Source organism: Streptomyces sp. CBMA291, assembly GCF_014596525.1.
Classification (GTDB): Bacteria; Actinomycetota; Actinomycetes; order Streptomycetales; family Streptomycetaceae; genus Streptomyces.
Map to the genome: position 1 here is coordinate 28979 of NZ_MSJP01000110.1, position 20322 is coordinate 49300.

Sequence of the window (20322 nt, forward strand, 5' to 3'; positions counted from 1 at the left end):
TTGAATTCCTATGGGGCGGATTCCGCCGAAACACTGCAAGAAGGGGTACGGGTGGACGTCAACCTGGTCCTGCGCTCGACGCGTGTCATCACCCCCGGGGGGACGCGCCCGGCGTCGGTCGCCGTCTCCGGAGGGACGATCGCCGCCGTCCTGCCGTACGACGCCGAGGTGCCCGCCGGCGCCCGGCTCGAAGACGTCGGCGACGACGCCGTCCTGCCCGGACTCGTCGACACCCACGTGCATGTGAACGACCCCGGCCGCACCGAGTGGGAAGGCTTCTGGACCGCCACCCGCGCCGCCGCCGCCGGAGGCATCACCACCCTGCTCGACATGCCCCTCAACTCGCTGCCCCCCACCACCACCGTGGCCAACCTGCGGATCAAGCAGGAGGTCGCCCGCGCCAAGGCGCACGTCGACGTCGGCTTCTGGGGCGGCGCCCTGCCCGACAACGTCAAGGACCTGCGCCCCCTGCACGACGCCGGGGTCTTCGGCTTCAAGTGCTTCCTCTCGCCGTCCGGCGTGGAGGAGTTCCCCGAGCTGGACCAGGAGCGCCTCGCCGCCTCGCTCGCCGAGGTCTCCGGCTTCGGCGGACTGATGATCGTGCACGCCGAGGACCCGCACCACCTCGCCGCCGCACCGCGGAAGCAGGGCCGGGCGTACGCCGACTTCCTCGCCTCCCGCCCCAGGGACGCCGAGAACACGGCGATCGGCAACCTGATCGCCCAGGCCCGCAGGCTCGACGCCCGCGTCCACGTCCTGCACCTCTCCTCCTCCGACGCGCTGCCGCTGATCGCCGCCGCCAAGGCCGAGGGCGTCAAGGTCACCGTCGAGTCCTGCCCGCACTTCCTCACCCTCACCGCCGAGGAGATCCCGGACGGCGCCACCGAGTTCAAGTGCTGCCCGCCCATCCGGGAGGCCGCCAACCAGGACGCCCTGTGGCGGGGCCTCGCGGACGGCACGATCGACTGCGTCGTCTCCGACCACTCGCCGTCCACCGCCGACCTCAAGACCGCCGACTTCGCCTCCGCGTGGGGCGGCATCTCCTCCCTCCAGCTCGGACTGCCCGCCCTCTGGACCGAGGCGCGCCGCCGGGGCCACACCCTGGAGGACATCGCCCGCTGGATGTCCGAGGGTCCCGCGCGGCTCGCCGGACTCCGCCGCAAGGGCGCCGTCGAAGCGGGCCGGGACGCCGACTTCGCCGTCCTCGACCCGGAGGCCACCTTCACCGTCGACCCGGCGGAGCTTCAGCACCGCAACCGGATCACCGCCTACGCGGGCCGGACCCTCAGCGGCGTCGTCACCTCCACCTGGCTGCGCGGCGAACGGATCGCCGACCGGGGAGCCCTGGCCGAGCCCCGTGGCCGCCTCCTCGGAAGGGACGGCTGAGGGGCCCCGGGGCACGAGTCCCGTTCCCGGGAACGGCCGCCCCACCCGGGACACGGGGCCCTTCGCCGGGGGCACCGGCCGGGGCCCGGCACCGGGCCCGCTCGCAGGGCCTACGACGCCGGGCCCGGCCCGCTCACAGGGCCTACGGAGCCGGGCGGGCGACGCGGGTTCTACGGCGCGGGTTCTACGGCCCCGGGCATGCGGCGCGGGTTTTACGGCCCCGGGCCCGCCGCCCCGGGCCCGCCGCCCCGGGCTCAGGCCGCGTGTCCTCCGTCCACCGAGAACTCCGCGCCCGTCACGTACCGGCCCTCGGGACCCGCCAGGAAGGCGATCATGGCGGCCACCTCCTCCGGGGTGCCGAAGCGGCCGAGCGCCGTCATGGCCCGCTGGCCGTCCGCGTACGGGCCGTCCGCCGGGTTCATATCGGTGTCGACCGGGCCCGGGTGGACCAGGTTCGCCGTGATGCCGCGCCCGCCGAGATCCCGCGCGAGCCCCTTGGTCAGACCGCTCAGCGCCGCCTTGCTCAGTGCGTACAGCGTCCCGCCGGGACCCGGCACCCGCTGGGTCATGCAGCTGCCGACGGTGACGATCCGCCCGCCCTCGGGGAGATGCCCGGCCGCCGCCTGCGCGGCGAGGAAGGCCGCCCGGACGTTCACCGCGAGGACCCGGTCCACATCGGCGAGCGTCAGCGTCTCCAGCGGGCCGAGGACGCCGACACCCGCGTTGTTCACCAGGACGTCCAGCCTGCCGAGCCCGTCCACCGCGCGGCCGACCGCGCCCGCCGCGTCCCCGGCGTCGGCCGCGTCCGCCCGCAGGGGCAGCGCCCGCCGTCCGGCCGCCTCGACCAGGGCGGCGATCTCCTTGGCGCGCTGCTCGTCCCGGACGTAGGTGAAGGCGACATCGGCGCCCTCCCTCGCCAGCCGGACGACGGTGGCCGCGCCGATCCCCCTGCTGCCGCCCGTCACCAGGGCCGCCGTGCCGTTCATCGTGGACATCCCGAACCTCCATGGAAGAAGCCGTCATCGATCGCGGCTTCCATGGAAGCGGCCGGCGGCCCGGCGAGCTGGCGGGAAACGGACCCCTACCCCTACCCCTACCCCTATACGAGCCCCTGGGCGGCCGGAGGCCCGACACGGCGAGTCCCCGAGCCCCCGCCGGTATCTGAGCCCCCGTCAGGACTTGGGCACCCGGTCCGACACGACCATCAGGACCAGACCGAGGACCGCGACCACGATGTTCGTGAACAGCTCCCGGCCCTCCAGGAACCCCACGTGCTCGGTGAGGAACCTCGTCGCCCCGAGGAACGAGAACCAGCCGCCCGTCAGCTCGCGGACCACCCCGGCGACACCGAACAGCGCGAGCAGAAACCCCGTGACCTCAAGAAATCGCTTCATGAAGTGATCATGACCCGGGCGGGGGAGCGGCCGCGTCCGCCTCCCGTCCACGGCACGGCTACCGAAGTATCGACCCCTGCGACTTCGGTAGCGTCCCCGCCTCCCGCACCCCGCCGGCCGCCCCCCGGCCGCTTACATTGCCGGTATGACTCGTACGGACCGGCAGCGCTGGCTGTTCCCCTCCCACCTGGTCGCACCGGGCGGGAGCGGGGCGCCCCGGCCCCGCCGTACCGTCCGCGACTGGATCGTGGACACCTCGCTCTTCCTGCTCGCCGCCTTCGTCGGACTCCTCGCCGCCGACGCAGGCGCCCAGTACACCAGCGCGACCGTCACCCTCGTCGACCAACTCGTCGGCGCCGCCGCCTGCTGCGCCCTCTGGCTGCGCCGCCGGTGGCCCGCCGGACTCTCCCTCGCCCTCTCCCTGGTGAGCGTCGTCGCCCCGGTCGCGGCGGGCGCGGTCCTCGCCGGCCTGTTCAGCGTCGCCGTGCGCCGCCCCTTCCGCCAGGTCGCCTGGCTCGGAGCGCTGGCCGTCGCCGCCTCCGCCGCCCAGGCCGTCATCCGGCCCGACCCCACGGTCAACGTCGGGCTCTCGATCGCCGTGAGCTTCGTCCTCATCCTGCTCGTCACCGCCTGGGGCATGCTCGTCCGCTCCCGCCGCCTCCTCGTCGAAGCCCTCAGGGAGCGCGCCCGGCGCGCCGAGGCCGAGGCGGAACTCCGCGCCGAACAGGCCCAGCGGCTCGCCCGCGAGGCCATCGCCCGCGAGATGCACGACGTCCTCGCCCACCGCCTCACCCTGCTCAGCGTGCACGCCGGAGCCCTGGAGTTCCGCCCCGACGCCCCGCCCGAGCAGGTCGCCCGCGCCGCCGGGGTCATCCGCGACAGCGCCCACGAAGCCCTCCAGGACCTGCGCGAGATCATCGGTGTCCTGCGCGCCCCCGACGACGGCGACGGCCACCGCCCGCAGCCCACCCTCGGCACCCTCGGCGCGCTCGTCGAGGAGTCCAGGGAAGCCGGGGCGGACGTCGTCCTCGACACCACCGTCGAGGATCCGGCCGCCGTGCCCGCCGCCACCGGCCGCACCGTCTACCGCATCGCCCAGGAGGGCCTGACCAACGCCCGCAAGCACGCCCCCGGCGCCACCGTCACCGTCACCGTGCGAGGCCGCCCCGGCGAGGGCCTGACCGTCGACGTCCACAACCCGGCCCCCGCGGGACCCGCCCCGCACGTCCCCGGCTCCGGGCAGGGGCTCATCGGCCTCACCGAGCGCGCCGCCCTCGCCGGGGGCCGGATGGAACACGGACCGGCCCCCGACGGCGGCTTCTCGCTCCACGCCTGGCTACCGTGGCCCCCATGACCATCCGGCTGCTCATCGTCGACGACGACCCCCTGGTCCGCGCGGGCCTCACCCTCATGCTCGGCGGCGCCGGGGACCTGGAGATCGTCGGAGAGGGCGCCGACGGCGGAGAGGTCCCCGGACTCGTCGCCCGGCTCGCCCCCGACGTCGTCCTCATGGACATCCGCATGCCGGGCGTCGACGGGCTCACCGCCACCGAACTCCTGCGCGCCCGGCCCGGCGCCCCCGAGGTCGTCGTCCTCACCACCTTCCACGCGGACGAGCAGGTCCTCCGAGCGCTGCGCGCGGGCGCCGCCGGGTTCGTCCTCAAGGACACCCCGCCCGCCGAGATCGTCGCCGCCGTACGCCGGGTCGCGGCGGGCGATCCCGTGCTCTCCCCGGCCGTCACCCGCCAGCTCATGACCCATGTCGCCGGGCAGCCGGAGACCTCCCCGCGCGCGGCGGCGGCCGATCGCCTCGCCGGACTCGCCGACCGCGAACGGGAGGTGGCCGTCGCCGTCGGCCGGGGCCTCTCCAATGCCGAGATCGCCGCCGGGCTCTACATGAGCGTCCCCACGGTCAAGACCCATGTCTCCCGGGTGCTCGCCAAGCTCGGTCTCAACAACCGCGTCCAGATCGCCCTGCTCGTCCACGACGCGGGCCTCCTCGGCACGAGCCCCCTCGACCAGGGGCCGGGGCCGGGAGCTACGACCTAGACCGCCGTCTTTCGAGGGCGTTCCCTTTCGGTCCCCCCCGGCGGGGGGACCGGGGCCGCAGCAGAGCCCCCGCCATCAGGGCCGTACCGGCCAGGCCGACCGCCGCGATCACCGAGACCGCCGTGAAGCCCCGGTCGTACGCCTGCCGTGCCGCGTCCAGCACGGTGTGGGCGGTCCGGGGCGGCAGCCCGGCCAGGACGTCCTCCGCCGAGGCGAACGACTCGCGGGCCCTGGCCTGTTGCTCCGGCGAGAGGCCGGGCACCTCGGGGAGAGCCGTGCGGTACACGGCGGCCAGGACGGTGCCGAGGACGGCGACGCCGAGCCCCGCGCCGAGTTCGAAGGAGGTCTCCTGGACGGCGGCCGCCTCGCCGGACCGCTCGGGCCGCGCGGCGCTCATGAGCGCGTCGGCGCCCAGGGTCATGACGATGCCCGCGCCGTATCCCGCGGCGAGCAGCGGGACGAGCAGTGCGCCGTACCGCCCGGGGTCACCGACGACCGCGATCGCGGCGAACGCGACGGCGAAGAGGGAGAGTGCCCCGGTGAGCGCCCGGCGTTCGCCCCAACGGCCCGCCGCCCAGGGGGCCGTGATCGCCCCGACGGCGTTGGCGCCCGCCAGCGGCACCAGAGCCAGCCCGGCACGCACCGGTGTGTAGGCGCCCACCTGCTGGAGCCACTGGGTGAGGAAGAACAGCAGGGCCACATAGCCGCCGAAGCAGCCGATCACACAGAGCGTGGCGGTGGTGAAGCGACGCTCACGGAACAGGGCGAAGTCGAGGAGCGGTTCGGGGATACGGCGCTGGCGCCGTACGAAGGCGAAGAGCAGAGCGCTTCCGGCGAGGGCCGTGAGGACGGCCGCGCCGTTCACCCCCGCGTGCTCGCCGGCCTGCTTGAGCGCGTGGACCACCCCGGTCAGCCCGGTCACGGAGAGCGCGACGCCGACCACGTCCCAGCGGCGGGGCGCGGGGTCGCGCGACTCGGGGACGACCCGGGCGCCGACGGCCAGAAGGACGGCGATGACGGGGGCGTTGAGGAGGAACGCGGCTCCCCAGCCCCACCGTTCGGTGACAAGCCCACCGGCCAGTGGCCCGACCGCGGCCCCGACGCTGTGCGCGGAGGTCCAGACACCGATCGCGAGGGCGCGCTCACGGGCCTCGGGGAAGACGACCCGGATGATCGCCACGGTGGACGCCATGATCATGGCCGCACCGGCCCCCAAGGCGGCGCGGGCCGCGACGAGTTGGAGGGGCGAGGTCGAGAAGGCAGCCGCCGTCGAGGCGAGACCGAAGAGCAGGAAGCCGCCGAGCACCATACGCCTCCGGCCGAAACGGTCCCCGAGGGTTCCGCAGGTCACGAGGAGGGCGGCGAGAGCCAGCGAGTAGACGTCGACGATCCACAGCGACTGGGCGGGGCTCGGCTCCAGTTCACGGCTCAGGCTCGGCATCGCGACGTGCAGGACGGTGAGGTCGATCCCGCACAGGAAGAGGCTTCCCGACAGAACGGCCAGCACCAGTCGGCGCCGTCGCGGGGGAAGGGCCGGGCCGTCGGTACCCCCGGAGCCCTTCGCGAGCGACGGCCACGCCGCCCGGCCCGGATGCTCCGCCCGCTCCGCCTGCCCTGCCCGCTCCGCCCGGTGCACCTGCTCTTGCCCGTCGGCCGTTCCGGCGGCGGGTGCCTCGCTCCCTGTCATAGGGTCAGCTTCCGGAGGTACCCGCGCGGGCCGCAAGTACGGTCATTTCCGTCCCCTGGTGCCACTCCGTATACCCATGGAGGTCAAGGGTGCGTTCCAAGGTCGAGGAAACACCGGATCACTGCGCGGTCGAGTTCGCCATGGAACTCCTCGGCGGACGCTGGAAACTGGCCATCCTCAAGCAGCTCGCCTCGCGCACCCACCGGTTCGGCGAACTGAGGCGGTCCCTGCCGGGCGTGACCCAGCGGATGCTGACCCGCCAGTTGAGGGAGCTGGAGGCGGACGGCCTGGTGGAGCGGACGGTGTACCGGGAGGTGCCGCCGAGGGTCGAGTACGCGCTCACCGAGGTCGGCCACACACTGGACCCCCTCACGGAGCGACTGGACGCGTGGGGGCGCTGGTACCGCGACAGGATCCAGCGGCAGCCGTCCGGCCTCGGCGACTCCGGCCTCGGCGACTCCGGCCCCGGCGACTTCGGCCCCGGCGACTCCGACCGGCCCGAGTCCGGCTGACGGTGCCGGGCTAGGCTGGGCCGATGTCCGTCATCGAACTGGGTGAATACGGCGCGGACTTCACCGCGAACCCGTACCCCTTCTACGCGAAGCTCCGCGAATCCGGTCCCGTCCATGTGGTGAGGAATCCCGACGGCTTCCACTTCTGGCTGGTCGTCGGCCACGAGGAGGGGCGGGCCGCGCTCGCCGATCCCCGGCTTGCCAAGTCCCCGTCCGTGGTGGGCGTACGGACGCCCGAGGAGGACGTCATCGGCGTCCATCTGCTCGGCGCGGACGCCCCCGACCACACCCGGCTGCGGCGCCTGGTCACCGGAGAGTTCACCGCCCGCCGGGTGGAGGCCCTGCGGCCCCGCATCGAGCGGCTCGCCTCCGGCCTCGCCGACGCCATGGAGCCCGCAGGACGCGCCGACCTCGTCGACGCCTACGCCTATCCGCTGCCCATCACCGTCATCTGCGAACTCCTCGGTGTCCCCGCCGAGGACCGCGACACCTTCCGCGCCTGGTCGAACGAGCTGGTCTCGTCGGACGACGAGCCCGCTCTGGAGAAGACGCTGCGGGACTTCGCCGCGTACCTGGACAGCCTCATCGAAGACAAGCGCGCGAGCGGTCCCGCCGACGACCTGCTCTCCGGGCTGATCGCCGCCCGCGCCGAGGACGGCGACCGGCTCTCCCTGGCCGAACTGCGCGCCATGGCCTATCTGTTGCTCATCGCCGGACACGAGACGACCGTCAATCTGATCGCCAACACCGTCCGCAACCTGCTCACCCACCCCGAACAGCTCGCCGCCCTGCGCGCCGATCCCACCCTCCTCGACGGCGCCATCGAGGAGTCCCTGCGGTACGACGGGCCGGTGGAGACCAGCACCCTCCGCTTCACCCGCGAGCCCGTCGTCATCGGCGGCCGGGAGATCCCGGCCGGTCAGGGCGTCCTCGTCGCCATCGGCGCGCTCGACCGCGACCCCGCGCGCTTCCCCGTGCCCGACCGCTTCGACATCCGCCGGGACACCCGGGGCCACCTCGCCTTCGGGCACGGCATCCACTACTGCCTCGGTGCCCCGCTGGCCCGGCTGGAGGGCCGGATCGCCCTGCGGACCCTCCTCGACCGCTTCCCCCGGCTGGAGCTGGACCCGGAGGCGGCCCCCTGGGAGTGGCTGCCCGGTCTGCTGATCCGGGGCGTCCGGCACCTCCCGGTCCGCTGGTGACCCGGTTCGCGACCGAAGGAACCCCACGGTCGCGAACCGCTCCGGGAGGATCCCCACGGTCGCGAACCATGCCCGAAAGGTCCCTCTGCCCCTGAGTCGTACCCGAAAGGTAGCTCTGGTCCTGTTTTCTTCGCCGGGGCGCTCGAACGGCCTTGCCGACAAGGCGTTCCGGTGCCCCGCCCCCCGTTTTTGAACGCGTTCAGAGTGGGCGTACGCTGCCCCCATGAGCGACCCGAACGGGCCCGGGGCCCTTCTCACGCGCATTCGCGTCTGGCTGATCCTCTTCGTCGTCTGTCTGGTCCTGAGCGGGGTCACCGCCTTCCCGCTCGTCACCGAACTCCGCTTGCTCGACCAGGCCCTGGACGGCTGGGCAGCCCCCGTCGCCGAGGCCCTGCCCGCACTCGCCGAGTGGACCCACCGGGTGGCCGCCGGGATCGCGACCGCCGGTTCCGATTCTCCGTACCTCCTCTACGGCACCGACTGGCTCGCCTTCGCCCACCTCGTCATCGCGGTCGCCTTCTACGGCGCCTACCGCGACCCCGTCCGCAACATCTGGATCGTCGAGTTCGGCATGATCGCCTGCGTCGGCATCATCCCGCTCGCCCTGATCTGCGGGCCGATCAGGGACATCCCCTTCTGGTGGTCGGCGGTCGACATGGCCTTCGGAGTGATCGGCATCCTGCCCCTGCTCCACGTCCGCCGCCTGATCAAGCGGCTGGAGGCGACGGCCGACGTGGCCTTCCCGACCACCCACCGGATCTCGCCCGTCTGACCCCGGCGCTCCGGTGGGGCCCCGGGCGGCCCCACCATCCGGCCCGACCGAGACCGTCCCCCCCGTAAAGACTCAAGCCCCCACCCGTACGGACTCAAGCCCCCCACCCGTACAAGCTCAGGCCCCCACCCGCACCGGCCCCCGCTCCGCGCGCGAGCGCTCGCACGCCTCCGCGACACGCAGGGCCGCCAGGGCCTCCCGGCCGTCGCACGGGTTGGGGGCCTCCCCCCGGACCAGGCCGACGAAGGCGTCCAGCTCCGCGCGGTACGCGGGGGCGAACCGTTCGAGGAAACCGGGCCACGGCCTCTCCGGCGCCGCCGGGCCGTGCGGTTCCACCGAGGCGAGCGGGGTCCGGTCGTCCAGGCCCACCGCGATCTGGTCACGGTCGCCCGCCAGCTCCATCCGTACGTCGTACCCGGCGCCGTTGCACCGGGTCGCGGTCGCCGTGACCAGCGTCCCGTCGTCCAGGGTGAGCAGCGCGGCGGCCGTGGACACGTCACCGGCCTCCCGGAACATGCCGGGACCCGCGTCCGAGCCCGTCGCGTACACCTCCACGACCTCCCGCCCGGTCACCCAGCGGACCACGTCGAAGTCGTGCACCAGACAGTCCCGGAAGAGACCCCCGGAGAGCGGCAGATACGCGGCCGGGGGCGGCTGCGGGTCGGAGGTCGCCGCCCGTACGGTGTGCAGCCGTCCGAGCCGTCCCGAGCGCACCGCCTCCCGCGCCGCCCGGTACCCCGCGTCGAAGCGGCGCATGAACCCGATCTGAAGCTCCGTGCCCGCATCGGCCACCGCCGCGAGCGCCGCCCGCGTGCCCGGCACGTCCAGGGCGATCGGCTTCTCGCAGAAGACCGGCAGACCCGCCCGCGCCGCCCGGACGATCAGCCCGGCGTGCGAGGCGGTCGCCGAGGCGATCACCACGGCGTCGGGACCGAGACCGAGGAGAGCTTCCACGTCCGGCACCGCCCGCACCCCGAGCGCGCGGGCGACCTCCGCCGCACGGGCGGTGTCCGCGTCGGTGACGAACAGCGCCCCGACCCCCGGATGGCGGGCCAGCACCGCCGCGTGGAAGCTCCCGATCCGTCCCGTACCGATGAGTCCGATGCGCATGGCCCCACCGTGGCGTCGGCCGCCCCCGGTGTCAAGGATTTGTCAGGACAACCGGACGTCACGACTTCCCGTCAACAACACCCCGGGGCTACGCTCGCTCCGTGTCCAAGCAGTCCGGTTCCCCCCTGCCCCCGCTCTCCGTGGACCGCACCAGCCCGGTCCCGCTCTACTACCAGCTGGCCCGGCAGCTGGAGAGCGCCGTGGCGGACGGGACCCTGCCCCCGGGCACGCTCCTCGGCAACGAGATCGACCTGGCCACCCGCCTCGGCCTCTCCCGCCCCACCGTCCGCCAGGCCATCCAGAGCCTCGCCGACAAGGGCCTGCTGGTCCGCCGCCGGGGCGTCGGCACCCAGGTCGTGCACGGCGCCGTCCGGCCCGGACCGGAACCGAGCAGCCTCTGGGACGAGCTGGAAGCCGCCGGGAAGAGCCCCGCCACCCGCGTCCTGGTCGACCGGCTCGAACCCGCCTCCGGGCCGGTCGCGGCGGCCCTCGGCATACCGGAGGGCAGCGAGGTCCGCTATCTGGAGCGGCTCCGCACGGCCCACGGCGAGCCCCTGGCGTACCTGCGCAACCACCTGCCGCCCGGACTCCTCGGCCCGGACACCCCCGACCTGGAGCACACCGGCCTCTACCGGGCCCTCCGCTCGGCCGCCGTCACCCTGCACAGCGCCCGGCAATCCGTCGGCGCCCGCGCCGCGAGCCCCGGGGAGGCCGCGCTGCTCGACGAGCGGGAGGGCGCGCCCCTGCTCACGATGGAGCGCGTCGGCTACGACGACACGGGCCGGGCCGTCGAGTACGGTTCCCATCTCTACCGGGCCGCCCGCTACTCCTTCGAGTTCCGGCTGATGGCCCGTCCGTAGGGTGGGGCGGGCCGCCGCGCGAGGTCCGTCCGTAGGGTGGGGGCGGGCCCCGTGCGCGTGCCATGCCCCCGCATGACCGATACTGCAATGCACGCAGAAGGACACAAAGGAGGGCACGGCCTCGTGACCAGGCTTCGGACAGGAGGGGTACGCGCCGTCATCGGTGCCGTGCTCGCGCTCGCGCTCACAGGGGCGCTCGCCGGGTGCAGCAGCACCGGCGGCAAGCGGGCGGAGGACGCCCGCAAGGCGGCCGAGGCCCAGGGCAGGGCGGCCGTCGACACCCCCCGCTGGACCTTCGCCATGGTGACCCACTCGGGTGACGGCGACACCTTCTGGGACATCGTCCAGAAGGGCGCCAGGCAGGCCGCCGTCAAGGACAACATCAACTTCCTGTACGCCCACAGCGACGAGGCCCAGCAGCAGGCCCAGCTGATCGACTCGTACATCGCCAAGGGCGTCGACGGGCTGATCGTGACGCTCGCCAAGCCCGACGCGATGAAGGCGTCCGTCGAGAAGGCCGTCAAGGCGGGCATCCCGGTGATCACCGTGAACTCGGGCGCCGAGCAGTCCAAGGCGTACGGCGCGCTCACCCACGTCGGCCAGGACGAGATCATCGCGGGCGAGGCCGTCGGCGAGGAACTGGACAAGCGGGGCCGCAAGAAGGCCCTCTGCGTCCTGCACGAGCAGGGCAACGTCGGCCACGAGCAGCGCTGCGCCGGAGCCAAGAAGGCCTTCGGCGGCGAGATGGTCAATCTGTACGTCGACGGCACCAACATGCCCGACGTGAAGGCGTCCATCGAGGCCAAGCTCCAGTCCGACAAGAGCGTCGACGCCGTCGTCACCCTCGGCGCCCCCTTCGCCGACGCCGCCGTCCAGGCCGCGAAGAGCGCCGGGAGCAAGGCCGAGATCGACACCTTCGACCTCAACGCGAAGGTCGCGGGCGCCCTCAAGGCCGGCACCCTCGGCTTCGCCGTCGACCAGCAGCCCTACCTCCAGGGGTACGAGGCCGTCGACCTGCTCTGGCTGTACCGCTACAACGCCAACGTCCTCGGCGGCGGCAAGCCGGTCCTCACCGGCCCGCAGATCATCACCGAGAAGGACGCGGGCAGGCTCCTCGAATACGCGGAGCGTGGCACCCGATGACCCCCACCGCCCCCTCGGGCATCGACCACGTGGACGAGCGGCTGCTGCGCACCACCCCCCTGAAGAAGCTCCTCGCCCGCCCCGAGCTGGGCTCGGTCGTCGGCGCGCTCGCCGTCTTCGTCTTCTTCGCGCTGGTCGCCGACAGCTTCCTGCGCGCCGCCAGCCTGGGGACCGTGCTCTACGCGGCCTCCACCATCGGGATCATGGCGGTCCCGGTCGCCCTGCTGATGATCGGCGGCGAGTTCGACCTGTCGGCCGGTGTGCTGGTCACCAGCTCGGCCCTGATCTCCTCGATGTTCAGCTACCAGATGACCGCCAACGTCTGGGTCGGCGTCGGCGTCTCGCTGCTCGTCACCCTGGCGATCGGCGTCTTCAACGGCTTCATGCTGACCCGGACGAAGCTGCCCAGCTTCATCATCACGCTCGGCACCTTCCTCATGCTGACCGGCCTGAACCTGGGCCTGACCAAGCTGGTCAGCGGCACCGTCTCCACGAAGACCATCGCCGACATGGAGGGCTTCTCCTCCGCCCGCGCCCTCTTCGCCTCGCAGCTGACGATCGGCGGCGTCGAGTTCAAGGTCACCATCCTGTGGTGGTTCGCCCTGGTCGCGCTCGCCACCTGGATCCTGCTCCGCACCCGCTTCGGCAACTGGATCTTCGCGGTCGGCGGCGACGACGACGCGGCCCGCGCGGTCGGCGTCCCGGTCTACCGGACGAAGATCGGCCTCTACATGGGCGTGGCGTTCTGCGCCTGGGTCTCGGGGCAGCACCTGCTGTTCTCGTTCGACGTCGTGCAGTCGGGCGAGGGCGTCGGCAACGAGCTGATCTTCATCATCGCGGCCGTCATCGGCGGCTGTCTGATCACCGGCGGCTACGGCTCCGCCATCGGCTCGGCGGTCGGCGCCCTGATCTTCGGCATGACCAGCAAGGGCATCGTGTACGCCGAGTGGAACCCGGACTGGTTCAAGTTCTTCCTGGGCGCGATGCTCCTCCTGGCGACCCTGCTGAACGCCTGGATCCGCAAGCGCGTGGAGGCCACCAAGTGACGACTCCCCCAAGCCCCGCCGCCCCCCTCGTCGAGCTGGACGAGGTCAGCAAGTACTACGGGAACATCCGCGCCCTCGAAGGGGTCTCCCTGGAGGTCGGGGCGGGCCGGATCTCCTGTGTCCTCGGCGACAACGGCGCGGGCAAGTCCACCCTCATCAAGATCATCGCGGGGCTGCACCGGCACGACGCCGGAACCTTCCGCATCGAGGGCGAGGAGGTCACCCTCGCCAATCCGCGCGACGCCCTGGACCGGGGCATCGCCACCGTCTACCAGGACCTCGCGGTCGTCCCCCTGATGCCGGTGTGGCGGAACTTCTTCCTCGGCTCCGAGCCCACCAAGGGCACGGGCCTCCTCAAGCGCCTCGACGTCGCCCTCATGCGGGACACCACCCGGAAGGCGCTGCTCGGCATGGGCATCGACCTGAGGGACGTCGACCAGCCCATCGGCACGCTCTCCGGCGGCGAGCGGCAGTGCGTGGCGATCGCCCGCGCCGTCCACTTCGGCGCCAAGGTCCTCGTCCTCGACGAGCCGACCGCCGCCCTCGGCGTCAAGCAGTCCGGGGTGGTCCTGAAGTACGTGGCCGCCGCCCGCGACCAGGGTCTCGGCGTGGTCCTCATCACGCACAACCCGCACCACGCCTATCTCGTCGGCGACCGGTTCGTCCTGCTCAAGCGGGGCGCGATGGCCGGCAGCCACACCAAGGACTCCGTCACGCTCGACGAGTTGACCCGGCAGATGGCCGGCGGCACCGAGCTTGAGGACCTGCGCCACGAACTGGAACGGCCCTCGGCGACGTAACGGCCCCCGCCCACCCCACCTGGCAGAATCGGAGCCGATGAGTACCTATCGTGACCTCGCCGCGCACCGCGGCTCCGCCCGCGGCACCGTGCTGCGGACCGTCGGCACCCGGGAGCGGCGCTCCCATCTGACGGCGCCCCGGGTGCCGACCGTCGGCATCGACATCGGCGGTACGAAGGTGATGGCCGGTGTCGTCGACGCCGACGGCAACATCCTGGAGAAGCTCCGCACCGAGACCCCCGACAAGTCCAAGAGCCCCAAGGTCGTCGAGGACACCATCGTCGAGCTGGTCCTGGACCTCTCCGACCGGCACGACGTGCACGCGGTGGGCATCGGCGCGGCGGGCTGGGTGGACGCCGAGCGCGCCACGGTCCTCTTCGCCCCGCACCTGGCCTGGCGCAACGAGCCGCTGCGGGACGCCCTCCAGAGCCGCCTCGCCGTCCCCGTGATGGTCGACAACGACGCCAACACCGCCGCCTGGGCCGAATGGCGCTTCGGCGCCGGGCGCGACGAGGACCACCTCGTCATGATCACCCTCGGCACCGGCATCGGCGGCGCCATCCTGGAGGGCGGCCAGGTCAAGCGGGGCAAGTACGGGGTGGCCGGCGAGTTCGGCCATATGCAGGTGGTCCCCGGCGGGCACCGCTGCCCCTGCGGCAACCGGGGCTGCTGGGAGCAGTACAGCTCGGGCAACGCGCTGGTCCGCGAGGCCAGGGAGCTGGCCGCCGCCGACTCCCCGGTCGCCTTCGGCCTCATCGAGCGCGTCAAGGGGAACATCCCCGACATCACCGGCCCGCTCATCACCGAGCTGGCCCGCGAGGGCGACGCCATGTGCGTCGAGCTGCTCCAGGACATCGGCCAGTGGCTCGGCGTCGGCATCGCCAATCTGGCCGCCGCCCTCGACCCCTCCTGCTTCGTCATCGGCGGGGGCGTCTCGGCCGCCGACGACCTGCTCATCGGCCCCGCGCGGGACGCCTTCCGCCGCCACCTCACCGGCCGGGGCTACCGCCCCGAGGCCCGGATCGCCCGCGCCCAGCTGGGCCCCGAGGCGGGCATGGTCGGCGCCGCGGACCTCGCCCGGCTCGTCGCCCGCCGCTTCCGCCGCGCCAACCGGCGCCGGGTGGAGCGCTACGAACGGTACGAGCGGTACGCCCAGGCCCTGCGCAGCGGAAACCCGGGCCGGGGCGTCCGTACCCCCGAGGAACCGTCCGCATGACCCCGCCCCACCAGCCCGCCCCACCGCACGTGCCGCGAGAGCGGATGCCGGAGGAGCACCGGCACATGATCCGGCGCCGCTGGCTGACGGCGGTCATCATCGTGCTGCTCGTCGGCATCCCCGCCGGGTACCTCGTCATCTCCGCGGGCCAGAGCCGGGACAGCGGACGGGACAAGGAACGGGAGTCCTCGGCCGCCGGGCTCCAGGAGAACCGGCCCTCGCTGATGAAACGCCGGGTCTTCGAAGTGCCCGTCCCCGCCGGGGCGTGGGACGTCGCCTACTACGAGACCAGCAACTGGAAGACGAGCCGCCTCTACGTCGAGTTCCACACGGACGCCGCCGGGCTCGACGCCTTCCTCGCCGAGTCGGGAACCAGCCGCGCCGCGCTCACCCCGGGCCGGATCACGGTGGGGGAGCGGGAGGCGGAGATCGCGGGCTGGACCTTCACCGAGGGCATGAGCTGGGCGGGCACCACGGTGACACGCGAGGAGCCGCGCCCGAGCACCCACATCACGGTCGACCTCACGGACCCGGCGTTCCCCCGGGTGTACGCGGTCTCGACGACGAGCCCCTGACCTTACGGGGGCTCCGACTTCGCGGGGCCCTGACCTTGCGGGGCCCTGACCCTCCCAGGCTCATGGCGCGGGTTCCGCCGGCTGCCGACACCCCGGTCCGGTCGACCGCCTCGCTTCCGAAACGCCGCATTGGGAGTGCACGAATACCTGCGTTCGCGGCCTGAGATTTTAACGACCACCGCAGGCAGAGTTTTTACCGGCGACACACAGGGAGAAATGTTCGCGGCACGCAGGCCGCGGCGACGTGCTACTGTCGAAGTCAGTTGCAGTTTTGGTACCCAAAGACTTCAAGTGCCCCCGTCGGCCGCGTGCCGCACGGAAGCGCTTTGTATTTCCGGTCATTTTCCGGGCAGGGCATCATCGCGGCGACACGGCATCCGTAAGGTGCGGATTCCGTCGTACTTGCCCAGAGGAGAAATGACATGGCTACTGGCACCGTGAAGTGGTTCAACGCGGAAAAGGGTTTCGGCTTCATCGAGCAGGATGGTGGCGGCCCTGACGTGTTCGCCCACTACTCGAACATCGCCGCGCAGGGATTCCGTGAGCTCCAGGAGGGCCAGAAGGTCTCCTTCGACATCGCGCAGGGCCAGAAGGGCCCGACGGCCGAGAACATCGTTCCCGCCTGACGCTGACACGCGATACTCAGCTGGGGCCCGCATCCCTCGGGGTGCGGGCCCCAGCTGTATTCATTCGCAGGGTCCTCACACGCGGCCATGCCACCCACGGTTATTTCGCCGACCGACGGCGTGTCGTCAATTCCTCGCCCTGGCCGAGCCGCTCGCTTACTCATTTCATTCGGCCGTCCCCGTGATTCCAGAAGCTGTTCACCCGCTACCGGAATTAATCGATACGTGCCGTTTCCAGGAAGGTTCTGAATGAACCCCACACGCACGAACGGCCGCGCCTCCCGCACCCGCCGCAACGGCGGCCACGCGTACGACTCCGCCGCCGGAACGAACCGGAGCGGTCGCCCCGGTTCGTCCGCCGCGAGCCGATCGGGAGGTCCGAGCCGGTCGGGCGGGTACGGCAGGCGCCCCGCCGCCGTGCAGGGGGAGTTCGCTCCGCCGAAGACGATCACTCCGGCGCTGCCCGCCGTCGAGACCTTCGCCGCCCTGGCTCTGGACCGGCGCCTCCTGGCCGCGCTCACCGCGCAGGGGGTGTCCGTCCCGTTCCCCATCCAGGGCGCGACGCTGCCGAACTCCCTGGCCGGCCGTGACGTCCTGGGGCGTGGCCGGACCGGCTCCGGCAAGACCATCGCCTTCGGCCTGGCCCTGCTGGCCCGCACCGCCGGACAGCTCGCCGAGCCCCGTCAGCCGCTGGCGCTGGTACTGGTCCCCACCCGGGAACTCGCCCAGCAGGTCACCGACGCCCTCACCCCCTACGCCCGCGCCGTGAAGCTGCGTCTGGCCACCGTCGTCGGCGGAATGCCGATCGGCCGCCAGGCGAACGCGCTGCGCAGGGGCGCCGAGGTCGTCGTGGCCACCCCCGGTCGCCTCAAGGACCTCATCGACCGCGGCGACTGCCGACTGGACCGGGTCGCGATCACCGTCCTCGACGAGGCCGATCAGATGGCCGACATGGGCTTCATGCCACAGGTCACCGCGCTCCTGGACCAGGCTCGCCCCGAGGGCCAGCGAATGCTGTTCTCGGCGACCCTGGACCGCAACGTCGACCTGCTGGTCCGCCGCTACCTCACCGATCCCGTCGTCCACTCCGTCGACCCCTCCCAGGGCGCGGTCACCACGATGGAGCACCACGTCCTGCATGTGCACGGCGCCGACAAGCACCGGCTGACGACGGAGATCGCGGCACGCGACGGTCGAGTGATCATGTTCCTGGACACCAAGCACGCCGTGGACCGCCTCACCGAGGACCTCCTCGCCTGCGGTGTCCGGGCCGCCGCCCTGCACGGCGGAAAGTCGCAGCCGCAGCGCACCCGCACCCTCACCCGCTTCAAGACGGGGCACGTCACCGTCCTGGTGGCGACGAACGTCGCCGCGCGCGGCATCCACGTCGACAACCTCGACCTCGTCGTCAACGTGGACCCGCCGACGGACCACAAGGACTACCTCCACCGCGGCGGCCGTACCGCGCGCGCCGGCGAGTCCGGCACGGTCGTCACCCTGGTCACCACCAACCAGCGTCGCGGGATGACCCGGCTCCTCCAGGACGCCGGCATCGTGCCGAAGACCAGTCAGGTCCGCTCCGGCGAGGAAGCGCTCCGCAGGATCACCGGCGCCCAGGCCCCGTCGGGCGTGCCCGTGACGATCACCGCGCCACCGGCCGAGCGGCGCAAGGGCGGCACGCCCTCCCGTGGTCGGCGCGGTTCCTCTTCGGCTGCCCGGCACGGGAGCGCGCGACGGTCCGCCGTCGGCACGGCAACCTGATCCCCACGTCGACCGAAAGCCGACCCGTCTCTTCAGGAGGCGCGCGGTGACGTTGTTCCCGATGCGGCGCCGGCTGTGACGGCAGGTACTCGTACCGGCCACCTGCTCGGCGCTTCGGCGGCGGCCTGACCGAAATCCGCGAGCGAACGTGAGCTGACTCCGGTCAGCCGAGAGGGCCCGACCGGCACACACCGGTCGGGCCCTCTCGCGTACCGGATGAATGACCGTGCCCTGCGCGCGGCTGCGCGGGGGCCGACCTGGCGATGGACGCTCCGCGACTCTCCGCGCCGCCCGCCGAGGTCGATTACCTACGCACCGGACACATGAAAATCTATGTCGGCCAGAGTAGACATCGAATGGTGGCCCAGTTAGGGTTTCTCTCGTAGCCCAGAGATAAAGTGATGCCTGACAGAGAGGAACGCGGCGCCATCAGGATCGCCCGGCCGGAACTTTCGAGTCCGGGTACCGCAGGACATCGATAGTGAGGTGGTCTCCGGTCAAGCAACCGCGATCCCCGCGAACCCGACAGTCACTGGGTCGGTTCAGCGGACACAGAAGGCCGGCGCGGGATCAGGGCCGGCAGGTGGTGTAGTAGTTCCTTCGGGGCCCTGGTGCCGTGTGGCATCGGGGCCCCTCTACGCGTTTCACAGAGAGGTGCAAATGACAGCAGACGACTCGTACGGGCGTCTCGACGACGACGACTACCCCGCCTACACCATGGGCAGGGCTGCCGAAATGCTCGGCACCACCCAGGGTTTCCTCCGCGCCATCGGCGAAGCCCGCCTCATCACCCCGCTCCGCTCCGCGGGCGGCCACCGCCGCTACTCCCGCTACCAGTTGCGCATCGCCGCACGCGCCCGGGAACTCGTCGACCAGGGCACCCCCATCGAAGCCGCCTGCCGCATCATCATCCTCGAAGACCAACTCGAAGAAGCCCAGCGCATCAACGCCGAGTACCGCCGTGCCGCGGAATCGGCCCCGCCACCGGCCTCGGACTGAGACGGGGTCGCCTGCCGGCGATTCCGCCGGGTTTGACGGAGAACCACCCGAGCGCGAATGCGCGGGCGAGGCCGTCGGTATCAGTGCCGCGTGGCCCAGGGCCGTCCATTCGGCGACCCGTCCAACGCTGCCGGTGCTGCTCGGACCGGCACGCACGGATCCGGCTCCGGGGTGCGAGCCGGGCCGGTTCCGGGGTGCGAGCCGGGCCGGCTCCGCCGACGGACCGGTGACACCACCGGGTCCACCTCGGCCACCGCCCGCCCGCACCCGAGGCGACCCGGGCAAGTGAGCACCGCGCGACGGACACGGTGCGGTCGATCAGTCGTCGTGGTCGGGGGTGTCGAGCGACCGTCCACGGCGACGTGCGGCCCGCCCCGTCCGGCGGACGGCCTCGCACACCGCTGTCCGTACCGGTGCCGGGAGCCCGCCGAGACCGCGCGGGCCGGAAGACGGGCGGTGCCACGTCGTCGATCCGGGGCAGGGGCCTGGTCGACGTCACCTCTTCGGGCAGGGCCGCGGACGCCTCGGCCACCGCAGGGTGCGGGAAGCGCGGAATGACCTCGGTGACCTCCGGGTCACCCTGCGGCCGCCACCCTTGGCCCGTACCCTGCCGAAACTCTTAAAACCGCTGGTCAGCGACCTGGACCTGTTGTTTTCGTCGAGACCTTCCTCGGCTGCCTGGCGCTGCGGACGTGAACGGCCACAGCGAACGGGTGCGTGGGGGGCGCATACTGGCGACAATGACAAAGCCCAGTGCACCGAAGCGTTATTTGCCCACCAGTCCCTTCAAAGCCCCGGTCACGCTGCCTCCCCGGCAGTTCGCCGTAGGCGACCAGGTCACACACGACGTGTACGGCCTCGGCCGGGTCATCGGCATCGAGGGCGGGATCGCGGCGCTCGTGGATTTCGGCTCGACGCAAGAGCGGATCCTGAGTCCGTACGCCAAGATGAGCAAGTTGTAGGGCCGCCGCCGTGCCCGGTCACGGCATACCGAAGCCACTCGTCCCTTCCGAACACAGGACTTCCGGGAGGTCGAGACCGCCTCCGTCTCCTTCCGCGGCATGCGCCGACCGGCTCGGAGACGGCGGCGCGTGGGCAGGCGTACCCGGACCGCACCGCGTACCGCAAGGAGCACGAAGGCACGCCCGCCGGGGCGGTACGGCCGGAAAGGCGTGCCACAACGT

At 72.3% G+C, this 20322-nt stretch carries 20 protein-coding genes; 16 read left to right on the forward strand and 4 right to left on the reverse strand.

Features of this window, described 5'->3' with window-relative positions; all coding sequences use genetic code 11:
• Positions 1 to 51: 51 nt before the first annotated feature.
• Positions 52 to 1386 (forward strand): allantoinase AllB, encoded by a 1335-nt coding sequence (allB, locus tag BU197_RS26895; RefSeq protein WP_188270904.1) that lies wholly within the window; start codon positions 52 to 54, stop codon positions 1384 to 1386.
• A 254-nt stretch (positions 1387 to 1640) separates the two neighbouring features.
• Here the strand turns inward: allB and BU197_RS26900 are convergent, their stop codons facing one another.
• Positions 1641 to 2381, reverse strand: a complete 741-nt coding sequence (locus tag BU197_RS26900) for an SDR family NAD(P)-dependent oxidoreductase (protein ID WP_188270905.1) — start codon at positions 2379 to 2381, stop codon at positions 1641 to 1643.
• Between the two features lie 177 nt (positions 2382 to 2558).
• Positions 2559 to 2780 (reverse strand): hypothetical protein, encoded by a 222-nt coding sequence (locus tag BU197_RS26905; RefSeq protein ID WP_188270906.1) that lies wholly within the window; start codon positions 2778 to 2780, stop codon positions 2559 to 2561.
• 145 nt (positions 2781 to 2925) lie between these two features.
• Here BU197_RS26905 and BU197_RS26910 point away from each other — a divergent pair, with 145 nt between their 5' ends.
• Both BU197_RS26910 and BU197_RS26915 read left to right on the forward strand, forming a co-directional pair.
• Positions 2926 to 4134 carry a sensor histidine kinase gene (locus BU197_RS26910; protein ID WP_188270907.1) on the forward strand — a complete coding sequence of 403 codons (1209 nt, stop codon included), beginning with the start codon at positions 2926 to 2928 and terminating at the stop codon, positions 4132 to 4134.
• Positions 4131 to 4829: a response regulator gene (locus BU197_RS26915; protein ID WP_188270908.1), complete on the forward strand. Its 699-nt coding sequence runs from the start codon at positions 4131 to 4133 to the stop codon at positions 4827 to 4829. Before BU197_RS26910 ends, BU197_RS26915 begins: the two co-directional genes overlap by 4 nt.
• On the opposite strand, the gene BU197_RS26920 is transcribed toward BU197_RS26915, so the two are convergent.
• On the reverse strand, positions 4819 to 6516 hold the full coding sequence (locus tag BU197_RS26920; protein ID WP_223182660.1) for an MFS transporter: 1698 nt from the start codon (positions 6514 to 6516) through the stop codon (positions 4819 to 4821). The genes BU197_RS26915 and BU197_RS26920 overlap by 11 nt on opposite strands.
• 89 nt (positions 6517 to 6605) lie before the next feature.
• Between BU197_RS26920 and BU197_RS26925 the strand changes: the two genes are divergently transcribed.
• The 3 genes from BU197_RS26925 (at position 6606) to BU197_RS26935 (ending at position 9002) form a co-directional block, all read left to right on the forward strand.
• Positions 6606 to 7028: a winged helix-turn-helix transcriptional regulator gene (locus BU197_RS26925; RefSeq protein ID WP_188270909.1), complete on the forward strand. Its 423-nt coding sequence runs from the start codon at positions 6606 to 6608 to the stop codon at positions 7026 to 7028.
• Between the two features lie 23 nt (positions 7029 to 7051).
• Entirely contained in the window at positions 7052 to 8230 is a 1179-nt protein-coding gene (locus BU197_RS26930) for a cytochrome P450 family protein (RefSeq protein WP_188270910.1), read from the forward strand.
• 223 nt (positions 8231 to 8453) lie between these two features.
• Entirely contained in the window at positions 8454 to 9002 is a 549-nt protein-coding gene (locus tag BU197_RS26935) for a hypothetical protein (RefSeq protein WP_188270911.1), read from the forward strand.
• A gap of 117 nt (positions 9003 to 9119) precedes the next feature.
• Here the strand turns inward: BU197_RS26935 and BU197_RS26940 are convergent, their stop codons facing one another.
• Entirely contained in the window at positions 9120 to 10112 is a 993-nt protein-coding gene (locus BU197_RS26940) for a Gfo/Idh/MocA family oxidoreductase (protein WP_188270912.1), read from the reverse strand.
• A gap of 101 nt (positions 10113 to 10213) precedes the next feature.
• On the opposite strand from BU197_RS26940, the gene BU197_RS26945 reads away from it, so the two are divergent.
• The 10 genes from BU197_RS26945 (at position 10214) to BU197_RS26990 (ending at position 20100) form a co-directional block, all read left to right on the forward strand.
• Positions 10214 to 10972: a GntR family transcriptional regulator gene (locus BU197_RS26945; RefSeq protein WP_188270913.1), complete on the forward strand. Its 759-nt coding sequence runs from the start codon at positions 10214 to 10216 to the stop codon at positions 10970 to 10972.
• A 123-nt stretch (positions 10973 to 11095) separates the two neighbouring features.
• Positions 11096 to 12115, forward strand: coding sequence for a sugar ABC transporter substrate-binding protein (locus tag BU197_RS26950; protein ID WP_188270914.1), 1020 nt, complete (start codon positions 11096 to 11098; stop codon positions 12113 to 12115).
• The gene (locus BU197_RS26955; protein ID WP_188270915.1) at positions 12112 to 13161 is read left to right on the forward strand and encodes an ABC transporter permease; all 1050 of its coding nucleotides are present in this window, start codon (positions 12112 to 12114) and stop codon (positions 13159 to 13161) included. The genes BU197_RS26950 and BU197_RS26955 overlap by 4 nt, the downstream gene beginning before the upstream one ends.
• Positions 13128 to 13961: an ATP-binding cassette domain-containing protein gene (locus BU197_RS26960; protein ID WP_188271009.1), complete on the forward strand. Its 834-nt coding sequence runs from the start codon at positions 13128 to 13130 to the stop codon at positions 13959 to 13961. Before BU197_RS26955 ends, BU197_RS26960 begins: the two co-directional genes overlap by 34 nt.
• A gap of 37 nt (positions 13962 to 13998) precedes the next feature.
• On the forward strand, positions 13999 to 15177 hold the full coding sequence (locus tag BU197_RS26965; RefSeq protein ID WP_188270916.1) for an ROK family glucokinase: 1179 nt from the start codon (positions 13999 to 14001) through the stop codon (positions 15175 to 15177).
• Positions 15174 to 15752, forward strand: a complete 579-nt coding sequence (locus BU197_RS26970; RefSeq protein WP_188270917.1) for a hypothetical protein — start codon at positions 15174 to 15176, stop codon at positions 15750 to 15752. The genes BU197_RS26965 and BU197_RS26970 overlap by 4 nt, the downstream gene beginning before the upstream one ends.
• Before the next feature lie 422 nt (positions 15753 to 16174).
• Positions 16175 to 16378: a cold-shock protein gene (locus BU197_RS26975; RefSeq protein WP_030939356.1), complete on the forward strand. Its 204-nt coding sequence runs from the start codon at positions 16175 to 16177 to the stop codon at positions 16376 to 16378.
• Positions 16379 to 16627: 249 nt separating this feature from the next.
• The gene (locus BU197_RS26980; protein WP_188270918.1) at positions 16628 to 18139 is read left to right on the forward strand and encodes a DEAD/DEAH box helicase; all 1512 of its coding nucleotides are present in this window, start codon (positions 16628 to 16630) and stop codon (positions 18137 to 18139) included.
• 660 nt (positions 18140 to 18799) lie between these two features.
• A complete protein-coding gene (locus BU197_RS26985; RefSeq protein ID WP_188270919.1) occupies positions 18800 to 19138 on the forward strand; it encodes a MerR family transcriptional regulator in 339 nt (112 codons plus the stop codon).
• A gap of 740 nt (positions 19139 to 19878) precedes the next feature.
• Complete coding sequence (locus BU197_RS26990; RefSeq protein WP_188270920.1) at positions 19879 to 20100, forward strand: hypothetical protein; 222 nt, start codon at positions 19879 to 19881, stop codon at positions 20098 to 20100.
• Positions 20101 to 20322: the final 222 nt, after the last annotated feature.